The organism is Thermoclostridium stercorarium subsp. stercorarium DSM 8532 (genome assembly GCF_000331995.1).
Taxonomy (GTDB): Bacteria; Bacillota; Clostridia; order DSM-8532; family DSM-8532; genus Thermoclostridium; species Thermoclostridium stercorarium.
In genome coordinates this window covers 1728341-1746664 of the sequence record NC_020134.1, presented here as the reverse complement: position 1 = coordinate 1746664, position 18324 = coordinate 1728341, and the positions used below count along the sequence as shown (strand labels likewise).

Sequence of the window (18324 nt, the reverse complement as noted above, 5' to 3'; positions counted from 1 at the left end):
GGTTGTTTATGGCAAAAAAATATGCCATAGGTGTTGATTTTGGAACACTTTCGGGAAGGGCAGTTCTCGTGGAGGTCGATACCGGCAATGAAATTGCAACCGCTGTAAAGGAATACCCGCATGGCGTTATGGACGAATATCTTCCTTATGGCAACGTAAGGCTTGAACCGGACTGGGCTCTGCAGCATCCGCAGGATTACCTCGATGTATTGGCTGAAACCATTCCGGCTGTTTTAAAAGAGTCAGGCGTATCACCCGACGATGTCATAGGAATAGGCATTGATTTTACGGCCTGCACGATGCTTCCGATTGATAAGGAAGGCAATCCTTTGTGCTTTGATGAAAAATATAAAACACAACCGCACGCATATGTAAAGCTGTGGAAACACCATGCAGCACAGGATGAAGCCAACAGGCTGAACCAGATTGCGCAGGAACGCGGTGAGAAATTTTTGCAGCTTTACGGCGGGAAGATTTCTTCAGAATGGCTGATTCCGAAGATATGGCAGATATTAAATGAAGCTCCTGAAATATATGAAGCTGCTGACAGGTTTATTGAAGCAACCGACTGGATTGTACTCCAGCTGACCGGTGTGGAAAAAAGGAACAGTTGTACGGCGGGATACAAGGCAATATGGCATAAGAAGATGGGGTATCCTTCGAAGGAATTTTTTAAAGCACTGGACCCAAGGCTGGAAAACCTTGTTGACGAAAAGTTAAGCAGGGATATTTACCCGATAGGAACAAAGGCGGGGGAAATTACCGAAAAAGCTGCTAAATTAACCGGACTCAGGCCGGGAACCGCCGTGGCGGTTGGTAACGTTGATGCCCATGTAGCCGTACCTGCGGTGGGAATTACCGAACCGGGAAAAATGCTGATGATAATAGGCACGTCCACATGCCATATGCTCCTCGGAACTGAAGAAAAGATGGTTCCCGGCATATGCGGTGTTGTTGAAGACGGAATAATACCCGGGTATTTGGGCTACGAAGCCGGTCAGTCCTGTGTCGGCGACCATTTCCAGTGGTTTATTGAAAACTGTGTTCCCGAGGAATACAAAAAAGAGGCAAGGGATCGCGGAGTCAGCATACATAAGGTTCTGAGAGAAAAAGCAAGCAGGTTAAAACCCGGAGAGAGCGGTCTTCTCGCTCTGGACTGGTGGAACGGAAACCGTTCCGTTCTTGTTGATGTGGATCTGACAGGTATGCTTCTGGGATGTACGCTGCTTACAAAACCCGAGGAAATTTACAGAGCATTAATTGAAGCTACGGCGTATGGAACACGAATGATAATAGACAATTTCGAGGAACATGGTGTTCCGATATACGAGCTGTATGCCGCCGGCGGTATTGCTCAGAAGGATGAAATGATGATGCAGATATATGCAGATGTTACGAACAGGGAAATAAGAATTTCGGCTTCACCTCAGACTCCGGCACTGGGATCAGCGATGTTCGGGGCAGTGGCTGCCGGTTCTGCAAGGGGTGGTTTTGACAGCATTGTTGATGCTGCGAAAGTTATGGCAAAGGTGTTGGATAAGGTATACAAACCAATCCCGGAAAACGTGGCTGTTTATGAGAAACTTTATCAGGAATACAAAATACTCCATGATTACTTCGGCAGGGGCCAGAATGACGTTATGAAGCGCTTGAAAGAAATAAAAAAGAGCGTTTCAAAATCATAACTAAACTTAATATTCTGTAAGGGGCGATAATATGCTTGACGAACTGAAAGAACAGGTTTTACGGGCAAACCTGGCGTTGCCAGAACATGGCCTTGTGACATTTACATGGGGAAATGTAAGCGGAATAGACAGGGAAACGGGCCTTGTGGTTATAAAACCAAGCGGAGTGCCATATTCCGAGCTGAAAAAAGAACATCTTGTTGTGGTGGATTTGGACGGCAACAAGGTGGAAGGGAACCTGAAACCTTCGTCCGATACACCCACCCATCTCGTACTTTACAGAGCGTTCAGGAATATCGGCGGAATTGTGCATACCCATTCACCGTGGGCTACCTCCTTTGCCCAGGCCGGGATGGGAATACCGGCTTTTGGAACAACTCATGCCGATTATTTCCATGGTGAGATACCATGCACAAGAAAAATGACTCCTGCGGAAATTAACGGCGATTATGAGAAAGAAACCGGAAATGTCATTGTGGAGACATTCTCAGGGAAAGATCCCATGGACATACCCGCGGTGCTTGTAAACATGCACGGGCCTTTTGCATGGGGCAAAGATGCGCTGGATGCGGTGCACAATGCAGTTGTTCTTGAGGAAGTTGCCAAAATGGCATTTAATACAATAATGTTAAATCCAAAAATCGGGCCTATGGACACGGTGCTTATGAATAAACATTTCTTCAGAAAACACGGCGCAAACGCTTATTACGGCCAGTAATGAAAAGGGAAGCAGAGGGGACCTCTGCTTCCTTAATTTTTTAACAAATGACGTATTATGCAACCTATTTCTTCCTTAAAATTTAATGTGTTCCGCCTGTTCTGTAATCATCGCTTGAACGCTTGTCGGTATCATAGAATACAATATCCCCGTCCTTCAGCTCAAAGGTTGCTCCATAATAGTCTGTCTTTGTATGCGAAAAGCCTTCCCGCTCAAACATATTGCAATGCTGCGCACCCCAGTAGCTTAACACAGGGCTGTCGAAGTCTCCGTTCTTTATTGTTTCTATCCTGAAATTCACAATTATGTACCCGTCTTTTAGCCAGAAACTTTCCCTGCCCGTAAGCCCGTTGTTTTTCCTCCCGTATTCGGCCACGTCGAATCCTGCAGGCGCCGCATAAACATCATTGGGAATGTAATATTCGCCATACCATCTTTGAACCGATTGCAGCACCCTGTCGGCATTCACACCCGGCGGTAGGTTTTCCGTATTGCCCGTAAGCGTCCTTTGGTACTTCGACAGCACTATCCGGTCGAGCCAGCCGATGGGCGACAGCCTGTTCCTGAACATATCAGCGTTTAGCCCAAGTATCCGCGCGGTGTTTGTTATTTCTTCTTCGGGAACGTCGCGGTAAATATCGCCCAGCTTCATAAACTTCGGATTATCCCTGTTTCTGCCCGTGGGTTCTATTTTCACAAAGTAATTCATTTTGCCGCTGAATTCCTCATGATACCATAAATCCACTTTCTGCCGGCCGGTCCCGTCCTTTCTGACGTAATAGAACTCGGGGATTATGCTTATATGGTCATTGTCGCCGTAATAACAACCCACTGTGGTAAGGTCGAACCTGAAAGTATAACCTGTTTTTAACGCGCCGCGGTTTTTGTAAACGGCGTGGCTTCCCTCAAGAATAGGAAGGGTAAACAAAGGGCTTATCCCGCGGTCTTTTCCTTCTTCGTCCCTGGTTCCGACGTAATAGCAGTTACCCGTATGCCCGGAGGTGCCTTTGCTTTTCCGGAATACATTTTCCCAAAGCTTGTCGGCTATGCCGGTAACCCTGAACCCGTATATCCTGCCAATGACCCGGACGGGACTGTTCCGCACCGCCACATAGTTGTTTATATTGAGATTGGCAAGGTATTCTTTTGTGTTTAAATCGGGGGCATTTACCGCTATCTGCCTGAACTCGACTTCATAGTCCCCTTCGGGTACCCATGTGGGAATGTAGATGTTTATTTCGTCATATGCCTCGTCGAGGGGTATTGAATACCAGGTGTTTGCGGGGACAAAGCGGGAGTTGTCGGGCTTGTCGGTACCAATGTAGACATCGAACGGGAAACGCACCTGCCTGTCACGGGTGTATTTTCTGCAGTCCATAGGCCGGTTTTCGCTGTAGCCTTTGATATTCAGGTGATTGCCGACGGTGAAAATCCTGATTCGGGACGGCCTTCCCAGAACGAGGGCCGAACGGCTCCTGTCGGGATTGAGCGTCTGGTCGTTTTTTACGTCGTCCAGCACGCCCGAACTGCAGACCACAGGCGTGTGCACCCTGACGCTGTTTATAGGGGAGATGGGTATTTCTATTTTTTCAGGCCGTTTCGGGTTTACCGTTTCGGCAAGCCTTCTGTATGTAATTGTCCCTTTGCTTTCATGAACGCCGTTCAGAGTATTGTCCGGGATTGTAAGGCCTTTTGCGTAGAAGGCGTTTTCATGGCATATAACGCTTTCGGGAACAGCCGAAGGTTCAGGGGCTTTCCCGCTGGTGGAGACTGTATCATCCATTATTGTCATGCCGTTGAATATTAACAGGTCGTTTTTGGTGTGATATTGCGGTATCGCCCTTTCGATGATTTTGTCATGGTTTTTTATGTCCGGAACCGACGGCCTGGAGGTGCTGCCGTTTATGTGTTCGGTTCCAAGGTCTATGACATATGAACCGACGGTATGGTCATACACGAGAGTGCCTGACTCTATTGCGTCGGATATGGGATTGTTCAAAACATGGGCAGGTATACTGTTGCTGTGGGACAAAGTGATTTCGGGAACGGGTATTCCGTTTTGGGGTATCGTCACTTTCCCGCCAGGCAATGCGGCGTTTTCCACCGTTACTTTTTCAGGGATAAACGCTTCAAAAGCGTCAACAGTCCAGTAGGAATAGCCGCGGGTTAAAGTGTACGGCTCTGAATATACAACCACCGTGTCGGACATATCCACCCAGTTCGAAACCCATGTATCGTGGCCGGGGCATGAATCCTTTTCGCCGTCGCCGTCAGAATCAACGCACCCTGAGTACTTGTGGCCCGGGCAGGTGTCATTTATTCCGTCGCCGTCGGAATCCTCACAGTATGTACCGCGTATATGGTAGAACGTGCCTGAACCGCAGTAGGTGGTTTCATACCTGCCGTGGTCTTCCCTCCATGAAAGGTGGTATGTTTTTCTGGCATACACAGTTTCGGTATCGGTGTAGGAGTGTTTGGTAAAGGTTAGGTCGTAAAGGTATTCCCTGGTTTTGATGTTAACGTACAAATTTTCACGTACGGGAATTCCCTTGGCGACATCGAACTTTTCATTGCCTCTGTCGTCTGCCGCGATAACGGCAGCCGCTTCTTCGTCCATTGAAGAGTTGACTACAGGTGTGAGGTTTTCGGTGATGTCCCGGTTACGTTCGGGCGGGGGAGGCGGCAGCGTAGGCGAAGGTGTGGGTGTAGGGGTAACGGTTGTTGGGAATTGTGCGTAATAGTCAATTCTTATCGGGTACCAGAAACGGATTGAAATTGCACCGGCGTTGGCAAAGGTCCCATGGCCTATGTTAAGTATTTCGCTTTTTTCATCTATTCTTTCTGTATCCTCTTTTACGGTAACTAAGAAATTTTCCTTTAATTTGCCGGATATGTCCTCAATCATGTGAAACGGAATGGTGTATCTGCTCCCGTAAAAAGGATCGGGAGAGTACGCGACACCCGCTTTGGTGCCCGGTTTTTCGGCTTTATTGTTGTAGAACATCGCATAGCCGAGGCTGCCGAAACCGGTTTGAACGATGGGGATAGGATGTGGGTAGCCGAAATAAAGTTTGTCTTGTATTGTTATTCCGGCTTCGCAGAAAAAATTCGGCAAGGCCTTTATAATTATATAGTTATCGTACATTGCATATATAGGTTTTTCGGGTAAATTTGATGGCATTTCTGGCGGAAGTTTTTCATAATTAAAATAGTTTTTAATTATTGTATATTTGTCGGAATATTTAAGGGTTTCGATATCAATGTTCATGACAGGAGTTATTTTCGCTCCGTGTGCTAATGCATTTAAAACCTCCTGAGGATGGTGTATTTTAAATTCAAGAATAAAATTATGTTTATATACTTTTTCTTTGAGAAAATTAATATCTGCCCATAAAATATTTTTCGCTTCTTTATCATATATAATTATTTCCTTGATGTCATCTTCTGAAGCAAGCGTCACTTTCCAATATTTATTTGAATAATGCCAAAACTCAATTAATATCCAGCCACCTCTATCAGCAATATATTCACCAATATTATCAGGTGGGGAGCCGGTAAGTATTTCACTAAAGTAGGGTTCAATTTTTGACGAGTAGGAAAGAGTACAGGAAAAGGGGAAAATAAATACTAATACCAGTATTGAAAAAAATAGTTTTTTTACCATTCAAAAAACCCCCTGGGATCAAATTCGGTGACCAAAGAATGCCCTCCTTCGGAATCATATCTGCTATACCTGTTTAGCGTTAGAGATATAAAAATTCTGCCACCGGTTGCTTTATCCACAGTGTGAATTTCAAATACTAAAGCTATGGATTCTATTCTATCCTTACTTGTATAAAGCGGCACATCAAATGATTTGCCTGGTTCAGGAAGTTTTTTTTCAGGGGCTGCGTCTTTATGCGTTGAAATGGTTCCTGGGCTTAATCCTCTGTCATCCGTACCCTCAATGTAATAATATATTCCAATTACCCACTTATATCCATCAGGCAATTCAGGAATATATCCTCTAACGCGGGCTTTGCCTTCATGCTCATAAAATTTCAGATATTTTAAGAATACGTCTACGAATTCTTCAGCCTTAAGTATTCCCATTGCACCATTGGACTTATTGACTATATCTGTTTTTGGATCAAATTTTATTCCTTCCACTTCCACTACACCGTTCCCCAAATCTCTCTTGGGCGGGCGGTTTAGTTTACTGACAGGTATGGGTGTCGGAGTCGGGTTTGCCGCAACTGGCAGTTCAGGTCTTTTCCTTGCCGACGGGTCTATTATCCTTCTTATGACTGCCAGCGCTTCATCACGGGTCAGATAATTATTTGGCTTGAATTCACCGTCAGGGTAGCCTGTTAAAATACCCAAATCGTAGAACTTCACAACGCTGGATTTTATATCCGGCGGTATAAGGTTATAATCTTTTATCAGGCTTGCCACTGCAACTTGATCCCTGTAATCGGGATTTTTAATGATTTTATCCATGGCCCTTCCTGCAATCAGTGCCATGTCCCCGCGGCTTATGGGCCTTTTGTATCCCGCGTATGGGTCATCTTTTGTAACAAATGTCAGATGAGAATCCTGCCAGGGGATGATAAGCCCTTCATCAATGGCCTTTTTGATATACGTCGTAGCCCAGTATTCTTCGCCGTTCTGAAGGTTATATCCCATTATTGTGATAATCAGTTTAATGAACATGTCGACGGTAAGGGGTTCATGGGGCCTGAAGGTACCGTCAGGGTACCCTTCGAAAATTTTTCTGTTGTCTTTCATGATGAATAGTAGGTCGTCGTAATACCACGCAGATTTGGGCACGTCTGAAAAGCTTATTGTTTCTTCCGCGTTCGCAAAGGCGGGTGCCATGATTTCAGGAAATCCTATACCGGAATGATTTTCGGGCATGGGTAAGACCGATAAAACCAAAGAAATTATGATAAGCCTTGCAATTTTTTTTGCGAATGTTTTCATCGTTTTCACTCCCTGAAATAAGGTTTGCAGCAGCAGAACGCCAATATTAAAAACGAAAATAAACAAAAATGGAAATTAAAGATGAATATACAATATTTGTTAATATAATATTTGCTAATTTGAAGAATGTCAACATATTTGCATAAAATGCATATTTTTGTGCATAAACTGCATTTTTGTCAGTGTATTGGTACGTTTTATAGTGTCAATTGAGCTTAATCTGCGCAACGGCTTTCTGTTGAATTGGTAGGAAGAGTTATTTATATGTTTATCCTCGTACTTCCGTTATTATTTAAAATATTCTATAATGTCTATTATGTTTTCATTGAAGACTGCAAGGTAAACCGGGAGTTTGATACAGAATGGAAAAGACTTATAATTTGACAGAGGGATCTATTACAAAAACTTTATTCAGGCTGGCTCTTCCTATTATAGGCACAAGTTTCGCCGAAGTCGCTTACAGTTTTGTTGATATGTTCTGGGTTGGCAAAATGGGTACTGAAGCAGTGGCGTCAGTGGGAACGGCAGGTTTTTTCACATGGCTTGCCAGTGCTATTGTCCTAATACCGAAAATAGGGGCAGAGGTTGGAGTTGCTCAATCCACAGGCAAGAATGAATTAAAAGAGGTTAAAAGATATATTAAGCACAGCATTCAGATTGCTGTATGCCTTGCCATTTTGTACGGGTTTATTATGATTGTTTTTCGCAAAGAAATGATCGGTTTCTTTAACCTGAAAGAAGAAAAGATAATTCGGGATGCAATTAATTATTTGGTTATTGTTTCATGCGGTTTTGTATTTTATTTTTTAAATCCGGTATTTACCGCTGTATTCAACGGGTATGGAGACAGTAGAACTCCATTTGTTGTTAATACTGTCGGTCTTGTAACAAATATTATACTTGACCCTTTTTTAATTCTGGGAATTGGGCCGTTCCCAAGGCTGGAAGTGATCGGTGCGGCGTTGGCTACGGTATTTTCACAGATGATTTCTACTTTTATCTTTATTATAAAAGCCAAAAGAACTCCTTTAATATTTTCGGAGATCGCTCTTTTTCAAAAACCGGATTTCTCTCTTGTCAAGACGATTGTCAGGCTTGGGCTGCCGACGGCTTTACAAAACGGATTTTTTTCAGTGATTGGTATGGTGCTGGCAAGAATTATTGCGCAGTGGGGAGCAACTCCAATAGCGGTCCAAAACATTGGCTCGCAGATAGAGGCAATATCATGGATGACCGCAGGAGGCTTCGAAAGTGCCATGTGCGCTTTTACCGGGCAAAATTACGGAGCGAACAAATGGGAAAGGGTAAAAAAAGCATATATGGCGGGAATGGCGATTGTGTCCGGTATAGGGATATTTGCTTCGGTATTGCTGATCTTTTGTGGAGGGCCTTTATTTTCAATCTTTATTAAGGAAGAAGAAGCGGTATTGCTGGGAGTTCAGTATCTCAGAATACTTGGATTTTCACAGTTGTTTATGTGCATTGAAATAACTACAGCAGGAGCTTTTTACGGAATAGGAAAAACATTGCCGCCTTCAATTACAGGGATCGTGTTTAATATTTTACGCGTCCCTGGTGCTCTCTTTTTGTCAGCCACAGGACTCGGCCTGAACGGGATCTGGTGGGCTATCAGCATTTCCAGCATTTTTAAGGGAACAGTATTAACGTTATGGTATGTTTTTGAGCTTAAAAAGAAATTATGTTAAGCCGTCGATAAAAGTGATTATTCTCGCTGAAATGCCGGTGCGTTTTGGCTGAAAGCCACTTACCGGCATTTCAGTTGTGTTTTGTGATGAGATATTTATCTTTTGTGTCAGAATTTTAGCTTAAGAATATAATTTCCGGAATTCTTTATTTCTGAAAGACTATTATTCCGGCGATCATAAGCGCAACCCCTATCAGTTTGCTCCATTCAAAGCACATTTTTTCGGTGCCGAAAAGGCCTAAAACTTCAATTAAGCAGGATGTTACAAGCTGCGCCAGTAAAATCAGCATTGTGGCATATGCAGGTCCCAGATCGGATATGCTTTTTATGACCGTAAATGTAATAAGGGCGCCTATGATGCCGCTTAACAGGTATAATTTATTGCTGACCTGAAATATAGAAAGCAAATTTTCATGGCCCGAGAAAAACCAGATGACTATGCTGGTTATAAAAGCCGTTAAATGTACCCAGCTGTTTGTTGTCCACATATTTGAAGAATCCATCAGGCGGGTGTTGAAAACACCCTGGACACTCATTAACAATCCTGCAAGTAAGCCTAATAAAATGCCAATCAAATAATCTCCTCCGTTTTAGAGTTAAAATATGTTTTACAAAACTGGATTCAGGAAATTTTTGATTTTAAACGGGGCGCTGTTATGGCATATCCCCGGTATGAATATATTATTGCCTTTAGTTTGCCGGCATATTCCGGCAATGGAAAAGGTATTTAAAAAAACTTGTCATGCTGTAGATTTATGCATTGGTATTGTATCATAAGTATCGTTATTATTTGTAACCGGTACTTGACTTAAGCCAAAAATATACTTACCATGAAGACATACTTAACATAACCGCTCACAGTTAATAATTAAGAGAGCAATTCCGGCCCAAAATGTGCGTTTAAGCAAGCCCCGTAATCATTGATGAAATGCTTTGTGAAAGATGCATTTTCAAAAACTTCCAACCGGCAGATTTATTTTGGGAGGTATTGAGTATTATGAATGATGAAATTAAAATCAAAATGTATTCCTTTACGCTGGATTGCAAGGATCCGCATGCGCTGGCAAAATTTTATGCGGCTCTGCTGAACTGGGAGGCTAAGGTTATTAATGAGGATTGGGCATATGTACTTGCTCCGGGGAAAAAACAAGGACAATACCCATGTCTGCTGTTTCAGCGGAATCCCGAATTTGTGCCGCCTGTATGGCCGGAAGAACCGGGAGCCCAACAGCAAATGGCTCATCTGGACTTTGCGGTAAATGATTTGGAAAAGGCAGTTCAGCACGCAATCCAGTGCGGAGCGAAAGTCAGTGAAAAACAATTCTCCGATGAATGGACCGTTATGTTTGACCCGGCCGGCCATCCGTTTTGTTTATGCGAGATGAAATCCCTTATCGAAAGCGATAGTTTTGCGCTGTTATAATATACCACTGATATAACAGTTTTTCCGTCCGGCCTTTATTGTGGTGATGGTAAACCTTAAGGAAAGAAATTTTTATGCGACAGTGAAACTTATAATGAGGACGAAGTTTATATCTGAAAAATTGGAAGACAAGTAATTTACATAATTTCCCGGCGCCGGAGTGTTGTTTAAGCCGGCGCTTTATTTTGTTATTTCCGAAAAAAATTACTGAGGTTGCTGCTTCAAAGGCTGTTTTTTGTTCATTTGGAAAAGCTAACAGGTATCTCCGACAAAGTAGAGTATTTTATCAATAATAAAATCAGTCGCGTCTTTTATGAACTTCATTGTGCTTTCAACCGTTACCAGCTTATTTTCGGACAAATCCTGGTGTTTTTTGTTTTTATACCAGTTATGCAATATATTTTCTTTATGTTTTCCTATTTCTTCGGCAGACACAATATTATCCAGGTCTATCGGTTCGGCTTTTTCAAGATGAACCCAGAAATCATTCCTGTTTTCTTCCCTTAAGCCCAATTCTATATCAACCTTTTCAGATTCCTGATGATATAATCCTCCATAACCTTTTGCAAACTCTTCGGGATATTTCAGTCTGAACGGTGTCCATACCGCAATGTTGTTGAATATATCCGAAAGAACATGGCAGCAATAGCCGAGTATGAAATCACGGTTTTCTGAGTTTTTGTTATTTTGAAGAAATTTGAGCACATTTCCGATCCATTCATCGTTATTTGTAGCCATTCCCCATGGCGCATCCCCGACACACAAATGGGAAATTCTCTTATAATCGGATTTGTAACCTTTTCTGTTGTGTATTGCGTCGGGGGCTATATTCCCAAGATAGAACTGGGGTAAATTCTCAATTGCTTCAGGCAAGGCTCTGTATATATTTTTGGCTATGTGCAGATGTGTCATATGAAACGGCATAACATGATATCCTCTCTGTTTCAAATGTGTTTTAACCCTGTTATGTTTCCACAATTTTACTTTATCACAATTATTTCTGTTATGCAAAACAAAATTATTTGCTTGTTTAAAGTGAATGAAAACAATTATCTTTCAGGACATTTCATGCTGTATAAAACCGCTGCAGGTTATTTAAACTAAAGATGTTTGAACAGATAAATACGAAAAGGCTGTTCAGCCGAAAGGAGGAAGTCAATGCATACCGTATGGAAGGGAGCGATTAGCTTTGGGCTTGTGAATATACCGGTCAGGATGTTCACCGCAACAGAAGACAGGGACATAAAGTTCCGATACCTGCACAAAGTATGTAATACACCGATAAATTATAAAAAATTCTGTCCTACGTGCAATACCGACGTAAGTGAGGATGACATTGTCCGAGGTTTTGAGTATGAACCCGGTCATTTTGTTATTTTAAACGATGCCGATTTTGAAGCGGCAAAGGGCTCATCCGGGGGTAAAAATATTGAAATTCTGGATTTTGTAAATCTTTCCGAAATAGATCCCGTTTATTTTGACAAGACATATTATTTATCACCGCAAGAAACAGGTGCAAAAGCATATAACCTTTTACGGAGGGCTATGAGCGACACCGGCAAAATAGCAATAGCCAGGGTTACAATCAGGTCAAAGGAAACCCTTGCGGCCCTCAGGGTATATAAAAACGCTCTGGTGATGGAAACTCTGTTTTATGCCGACGAAGTACGTCCTGCAGAACAAATACCCGGGCTTCCCGAAGTGACCGAAACAAACGAAAAGGAACTGGATATTGCCGTAAAGCTTATAGAAAGTCTTACCACAAAGTTTGAGCCTGAAAAGTACACGAATGAATACAAAACAGCTTTAACCGAATTAATACGAAAGAAGGTGGAAGGCAAAGAAATAAAAGTTGCGCCTGAAGCACCTAAACAAAATGTAATCGACCTTATGGAAGCTTTAAAGGCAAGTTTACAGGAGGCGGCCAAGAAAAAGCCCGCAAAGAGCGGTGCCAGAAAGAAAACCGCCGGAAAAGCGGTGTAGGATATGGATTGGTTCGAGCCGATGGAGCCCATACTTACAAATACTATAATGAAGGGAGACCAATGGATTCACCAGGTAAAATGGGACGGAATAAGATGTCTGGCATATAAAGACGGCAATAATGTCAGGCTGTTTACCAAACGAGGCCGTGAACGTTCCCGGTGGTACCCTGAAATAACAAAGGAAATTTTAGATCTGAATTGCAAACAGGTGGTACTGGACGGCGAACTGATAGTACCGGACGAGTACGGAAAACCTTCATTTCATAATATTATGGCAAGGGACAGAGTTAGTAGAATTGATAGGCTCAGACAGTACATCGAAAAATATCCTGTATGGTATATGGTTTTTGACATACTGTGTAAAGAAGGTCAGGATTTAAGGGTGCTTCCGCTGCTTGAAAGAAAAAGAATGCTTGATGAAACGTTAAAAAGCAATGGCAATGTTCAGGCTGTTTCCGATTATTCCGATGGAGAAGCTCTGTTTTCAATAATGAAGGAAAAGGACATGGAGGGCATTGTATCAAAAAAAGCCGACAGCCCTTATATCGGCGGGAAAAAACATAAAATGTGGTTTAAAACGAAAATAATAAAGCAAATGACCGCAACGGTGTGCGGGGTCAAAGTAAAGGATTACAGGGTTAAATCCCTTGTTATTGCGGAAAACCGTGACGGGAAACTTGTGCCTGTCGGAAACGTATCGTCGGGCTTATCCGATAAAGACAAAATAACCCTTTTCAATGTTCTTCCACAGCTTGCCGCAGATGCGGCAGGTTTGTACGGAAACGTAAAAAGCGATGATGTGATTTGGGTAAAACCGGTTCTTAAAGTTATTGTCTCATTTATCGAGCGGGAAGAAAACGGAAGCTTGAGACATCCGGTTTTGGTGGGTTTTACCGATGAGAAGACGGAGTAGAAAACCGTCAGTTTAGCGGCAAAACAACAAGGGGGGATGGTGTTTTGAACAAGAGCAGGTTACAAATATCCAATCCGGATAAACTGCTGTTTCCCGATGTGGGGATAACCAAATTGGAATATATTGAAAAACTTTATGAGTTATCGGGCTATATTTTAAAATATACAAAAGGCAGAGCGTTGACTACAATACATTATCCTGACGGTGTGAGCGAAAAATCATATTACCAGAAAAACATTCCTTCCCATGCGCCCGATTTTGTCTCCCATAAATTAATAGGAGATATTGATTACATTATAATGGATTCGGCGGAAACCCTCCTTTGGCTTGGAAACATGGCTGCTTTGTAATTTCACATACCGTTTAATTCAATAACCAGGCCGGACCATCCCGATGCCCTTGTTTTTGATTTGGATCCGTCGGAAGGTCAGTCTTTTGCCCAGGTAACCGACGCTGCAATGATAATTTACAATACCCTGGAAGAGCTGGGAATTAGAAGCTACTGCAAGACTTCAGGGGCGACTGGGCTGCAAATAGCGGTACCGTTGGCCGGTGAGATTGATTACGATACCGCAAGAAAGGTAAATGAGTTTTTCGGACGGTATTTTGCACAGAAATATCCTGATGTTTTTACAATAGAGCGTAAAATAAACGACAGAGGCAAAAAAATATATTTTGACTACCTGCAGATGTGGAAGGGTAAAACGATTATCTGCCCGTATTCGCCGAGAGCTACGAAAACTGCGAATGTCTCGGCTCCTGTTTTATGGGAAGAGGTGGAAAAAGGAATTGTACCTGAGGATTTTACGTTAAAAAACATAATACAAAGGCTTGAGGAAAAAGGTGATTTGTATGAAAGTGTATATACCTCAGGGCTTGATGCAGGAATTAAAAATTTAATGGCAGAAATAATGTGAAACTATATGTATAATTCAAAATCAGGGTTATATTGCTTACTTTGCATTTATGGGTTAACTTTGGTTCTACAGACTTAACTGATGAATTTTTTATATGTAAACAGAAATATATGGTAATAAATGTATATACAGGTATCAATACATGAAAAATCAAGATAAATCGTGATTGAATACGATTGGGGAGAGATATTTTTACAAACGGTTTTTTATGATATTAAACGGTTAAATTATGCTTAATCCCGTTGTTTCTTTTTATTCGGTTTCTGTTATTATAGCAGTAAAGGGCTTGAGCTCTTTAAATACAAAAAGAATCGAGGTTGTTCAAAATGAGTGATGTTCCCGAATGTCCAGGGTACAGGGTTGGAATTACTTTTAACCTTAAACGAAACCAAAACGATGAGTATGAGGATGAACAGGCCGAATATGACAGTTTAAGCACTATTGAAGCCATTGGAAAAGCAATCAGCAAAGCAGGCTGCGAAACCATCTTACTTGAAGCGGATACCGATTTGCCTGAAAAGCTGCGGAATATCAAACCGGATATAGTTTTCAACATAGCCGAGGGAAAGGGAGGAAGAGGCAGAGAAGCCCAGGTACCGTCAATTCTCAATCTTTACTCAATTCCATTCACAGGTTCCGATGAAACAACATTGTGCGTAGCTCTCGACAAGGGTCTTGCGAAAAGAATTGTTCGGTCGTGCAGAATAAAAACGCCGGATTTTTTCATTTGGAAGGATAAAGATACTGAAATACCGTCAAATCTTCATTTTCCCGTCATTGTAAAACCAAATGCCGAAGGTTCAAGCAAGGGACTTATAGGAAATTCAATTGCAAAAAACCGAAAAGAATTGATCAATCTGTTGTGCGAAAAATGGGACAGATATCATCAGGCTCTTCTTGTAGAAGAATATGTATCAGGACGCGAATTTACCGTTGGGATTCTCGGCAACGGAAACGAGAAACGTGTATTCAGGCCCATGGAAATAATTGTTTCTCCCGAAGGCAACCCCGATCGCAGCAGAATATACAGTTTCCACGTTAAAACCAATTATCAGAAATATGTAAGATACAGGTGCCCTGCGGACCTGGACCCGCAAACCGAAGAAAAAATGATCAGCTGTTCCGAAAAAATATATGACATTCTGGAATGCAAAGATTTTGCGAGAATAGATTATATACTTTCTGAAAGCAACGAAATTTATTTTATTGAAATCAATCCTTTGCCTGGTCTGGCGCCTGGTTACAGTGACTACCCCATGCTGGCAGAATACAACGGAATGGGCTATGATGAGCTGGTTAAGGCGATTCTCAACAGCGGTCTGAAACGTTACGGAATGGCAGCAGTATAGCATGGGGGGATTCTGATGATAGACTACCGAACTACCGCTTTATGGCGTGATGTTACCGAAAAGCAATGGAACGACTGGCGCTGGCAGTTTAAGAACCGAATCAGGGACGTGGATACGCTGAAAAAAATAATTGACCTTTCTCCTGATGAGGAAAAATTTTTAAGAGAATGCCTTAATCATTTCAGAATGGCTATAACTCCGTACTATGCATGCCTTATTAATCCTGAAGACAGAAACTGCCCTATCAGGCAACAGTGCATACCTTCACCTCATGAAATGGAAGTTTCATCTTTTGAAATGTTGGATCCCCTTGCGGAGGAGAGGGATACAAAAGCTCCCGGGATTGTTCACAGGTATCCGGACAGGGTTTTGTTTATAATAACCAGAAAATGTGCAATGTATTGCAGACATTGTACAAGGAGAAGGCTTGCGGGGGATGAGGATTTTTCAATCAGCAACAGGGAAGTTGATATGGCTCTTGAATATATTACCGATCACCGTGAGATAAGGGATGTATTGCTTTCAGGGGGAGATCCTTTCGTTTTGAGTGAAAAATTCCTGGAATCCATTATCAGGCGGTTAAGGCAGATATCCCATGTGGAAATCATCAGGATTGGCACACGTACGCCTGTGGTGATTCCGATGCGTATTACCGATGAACTTCTGGATATGCTGAAAAGATATCAGCCAATCTGGATTAACACACATTTTAATCATCCCAACGAAATAACAGAAGCGTCTGCAAAGGCATGCCAGAAAATTGTGGACGCAGGCATTCCCCTTGGCAATCAAACGGTTTTGCTTAAAGGCGTAAACGACAGTGCGGAAACAATAAAAGAGCTGTGCCTGAAACTTGTCAGGAACAGGATCCGCCCTTATTACCTTTATCAGTGCGATCTGGCGCAGGGGATAAATCATTTCAGGACACCTGTGGAAAAAGGGCTTGAAATAATGAGCAAACTAAGAGGATATATTTCCGGGTTTGCTGTTCCCACATATGTGATTGATGCTCCAAACGGCGGCGGAAAAATTCCCATTAATGTGCAGTACGTTGAAGAAATAAACGATCATGAAGTGAGAATGAGGAACTATAAAGGGGAATATTATGTTTATCCAAATGTCAGGTAATAGGCTTTAAAATTGTTTTAAACGGCAAAAGGACGGTATTTAACCGTCCTTTTGCCTTAATTTCACGTTAAAATGGAAAGGTTCAGCAAAATTTGATTTTTCAGACGAAAACTTCGCTCTGTAACTAAAATTTTTTAATACCTGTAATAACGGCTTCTGTATTTTCTACGTCTTGAAATACCCCTTAAAATAACCCGGAGTATTATGAAAACTATAATTATTACCAAAAGAATGATTGTTATAATCCTTAACTTTTTGTTATTCACAATCTCAATAATTTTGTCGCGAATTTTTGCAGACATTGTTTTTTCAACGTCATTCATTGCGATCAGCTGAACTGTGCCTATTTCTTCACCGTTGTAATACCATGTTTTTGTGCCTAAAACCTGACCTTTTTCAATAGGTGCGGAAAACGGCGTGTTCAGCGTTTCATTTACCGTTATGGAAGCCTGAAGTTTTTCTGACGAAACAGGCAGAAGATGAGTCACTTCGCCCTGTATTTGTATATCAACAGGGGTATTGTCCACGGCGTCAGCAACTTCGTAGCGGCCATAATATTCGCCGTCGGATGCCAGAGTCTGGAATTTGTAATTCTTATACCCATATTCCAGTAAAGCCTGAGATTCTTTGAACAACGTATCGTAACTGTCGGTGCCGAGAATTACCCCGACCAGTTCAAGGCCTTCACTGTTTATCGCAGAGAACACCAGGCATCTTCCCGCTTTATCGGTATACCCCGTTTTTATTCCTGTAACCCTGTCATAATACTGTGAGGTACTGTTTAAGAGCTTATTTGTGGATTCAATGTGCCAGTTTTCCCATTCACTGCTTTTTCTTAAATTTGTATCGGGCAGAGGAACAACCTTTTTTGCCACTATTTCCCTGAAAGCAGGATATTTCATGGCTTCCCGTGCCATTATTGAAAGATCACGTGCTGATGAATAATGGTTATCTTCATCAAGCCCGTATGAGTTGGTAAAATGGGTATTTTTAAGGCCAAGCCTTTCGGCTTCCCTATTCATCATATCCACAAAATCTTCAATTCTCCCTGTGGGAGAAATATTTTCAGCAATTACGTTTGCGGCTTCATTTGCCGATATAATCAGCACAAAATTTAAAAGATCATTAAGTGTTAACTCCTCGCCAACCTTTATACCTGCAATTCCGTAATCAAGGGGGATGGAGTTTATTGCGGTCGCCGACGCTTTCATTTTGGTGTTAATATCAGCATTTTCAAGGGCCACAAGTGCTGTCATGATTTTCGTTGTACTGGCAGGTGACCATCTCATGTCGGCGTTTTTCTCATACAAAACCTGTCCCGTCTCCATTTCCACCAAAATTGCTGCCTTTGCGGTCAATTCAATGTCATCTTCGGCATAAGACACGGTAACGGTCCCTGGTACCGAAAGCAAAAACACGGTTACAACTGCGACGATCAAGCTTGTTATTCGCTTATAGCGGTACATGATGCGAAAACACTCTCCTTTTACCTTTATCCTTTGTGTGAGGAGACTTTCTGTAACAGATTGTGTATTTTAC

The 18324-nt window shown here is 42.2% G+C and carries 13 protein-coding genes and 1 pseudogene; 9 read left to right on the top strand and 5 right to left on the bottom strand.

From position 1 onward, the window contains the following. Positions 1-8: 8 nt before the first annotated feature. Both araB and araD read left to right on the top strand, forming a co-directional pair. Entirely contained in the window at positions 9-1685 is a 1677-nt protein-coding gene (gene araB, locus CST_RS07625; protein ID WP_015359287.1) for a ribulokinase, read from the top strand. 31 nt (positions 1686-1716) lie between these two features. Then, positions 1717-2403 (top strand): L-ribulose-5-phosphate 4-epimerase, encoded by a 687-nt coding sequence (gene araD, locus CST_RS07620; protein WP_015359286.1) that lies wholly within the window; start codon positions 1717-1719, stop codon positions 2401-2403. Between the two features lie 82 nt (positions 2404-2485). On the opposite strand, the gene CST_RS07615 is transcribed toward araD, so the two are convergent. Together CST_RS07615 and CST_RS07610 are read right to left on the bottom strand one after the other, a co-directional pair. Beyond that, positions 2486-6067: a DUF5704 domain-containing protein gene (locus CST_RS07615; RefSeq protein ID WP_015359285.1), complete on the bottom strand. Its 3582-nt coding sequence runs from the start codon at positions 6065-6067 to the stop codon at positions 2486-2488. Then, entirely contained in the window at positions 6061-7365 is a 1305-nt protein-coding gene (locus tag CST_RS07610; protein ID WP_015359284.1) for an S-layer homology domain-containing protein, read from the bottom strand. The genes CST_RS07615 and CST_RS07610 overlap by 7 nt, the downstream gene beginning before the upstream one ends. Before the next feature lie 362 nt (positions 7366-7727). Here CST_RS07610 and CST_RS07605 point away from each other — a divergent pair, with 362 nt between their 5' ends. Beyond that, positions 7728-9071 (top strand): MATE family efflux transporter, encoded by a 1344-nt coding sequence (locus tag CST_RS07605; protein WP_015359282.1) that lies wholly within the window; start codon positions 7728-7730, stop codon positions 9069-9071. 145 nt (positions 9072-9216) lie between these two features. Here CST_RS07605 and CST_RS07600 read toward each other — a convergent pair whose 3' ends face one another. Continuing rightward, positions 9217-9645, bottom strand: coding sequence for a DMT family transporter (locus tag CST_RS07600; RefSeq protein WP_015485025.1), 429 nt, complete (start codon positions 9643-9645; stop codon positions 9217-9219). A 422-nt stretch (positions 9646-10067) separates the two neighbouring features. Here CST_RS07600 and CST_RS07595 point away from each other — a divergent pair, with 422 nt between their 5' ends. Beyond that, complete coding sequence (locus CST_RS07595) at positions 10068-10493, top strand: VOC family protein (protein WP_015359279.1); 426 nt, start codon at positions 10068-10070, stop codon at positions 10491-10493. Between the two features lie 252 nt (positions 10494-10745). On the opposite strand, the gene CST_RS07590 is transcribed toward CST_RS07595, so the two are convergent. Beyond that, complete coding sequence (locus CST_RS07590) at positions 10746-11405, bottom strand: zinc dependent phospholipase C family protein (RefSeq protein WP_242823534.1); 660 nt, start codon at positions 11403-11405, stop codon at positions 10746-10748. Between the two features lie 246 nt (positions 11406-11651). On the opposite strand from CST_RS07590, the gene ku reads away from it, so the two are divergent. From ku to kamA, 5 genes and pseudogenes are all read left to right on the top strand, one after another. Then, on the top strand, positions 11652-12476 hold the full coding sequence (ku, locus tag CST_RS07585; protein WP_015359276.1) for a non-homologous end joining protein Ku: 825 nt from the start codon (positions 11652-11654) through the stop codon (positions 12474-12476). A gap of 3 nt (positions 12477-12479) precedes the next feature. After that, positions 12480-13391, top strand: coding sequence for a non-homologous end-joining DNA ligase (gene ligD / locus CST_RS07580; RefSeq protein WP_015359275.1), 912 nt, complete (start codon positions 12480-12482; stop codon positions 13389-13391). A 98-nt stretch (positions 13392-13489) separates the two neighbouring features. Next, positions 13490-14308 (top strand): annotated as a pseudogene (ligD, locus tag CST_RS13860) (non-homologous end-joining DNA ligase). 326 nt (positions 14309-14634) lie between these two features. After that, the gene (locus CST_RS07570; protein ID WP_015359272.1) at positions 14635-15657 is read left to right on the top strand and encodes a D-alanine--D-alanine ligase family protein; all 1023 of its coding nucleotides are present in this window, start codon (positions 14635-14637) and stop codon (positions 15655-15657) included. 15 nt (positions 15658-15672) lie between these two features. After that, positions 15673-16785 (top strand): lysine 2,3-aminomutase, encoded by a 1113-nt coding sequence (gene kamA, locus CST_RS07565; RefSeq protein WP_015359271.1) that lies wholly within the window; start codon positions 15673-15675, stop codon positions 16783-16785. Between the two features lie 134 nt (positions 16786-16919). Here the strand turns inward: kamA and CST_RS07560 are convergent, their stop codons facing one another. Next, positions 16920-18251, bottom strand: coding sequence for a D-alanyl-D-alanine carboxypeptidase family protein (locus CST_RS07560; RefSeq protein ID WP_015485023.1), 1332 nt, complete (start codon positions 18249-18251; stop codon positions 16920-16922). Between the last annotated feature and the right edge of the window lie 73 nt (positions 18252-18324).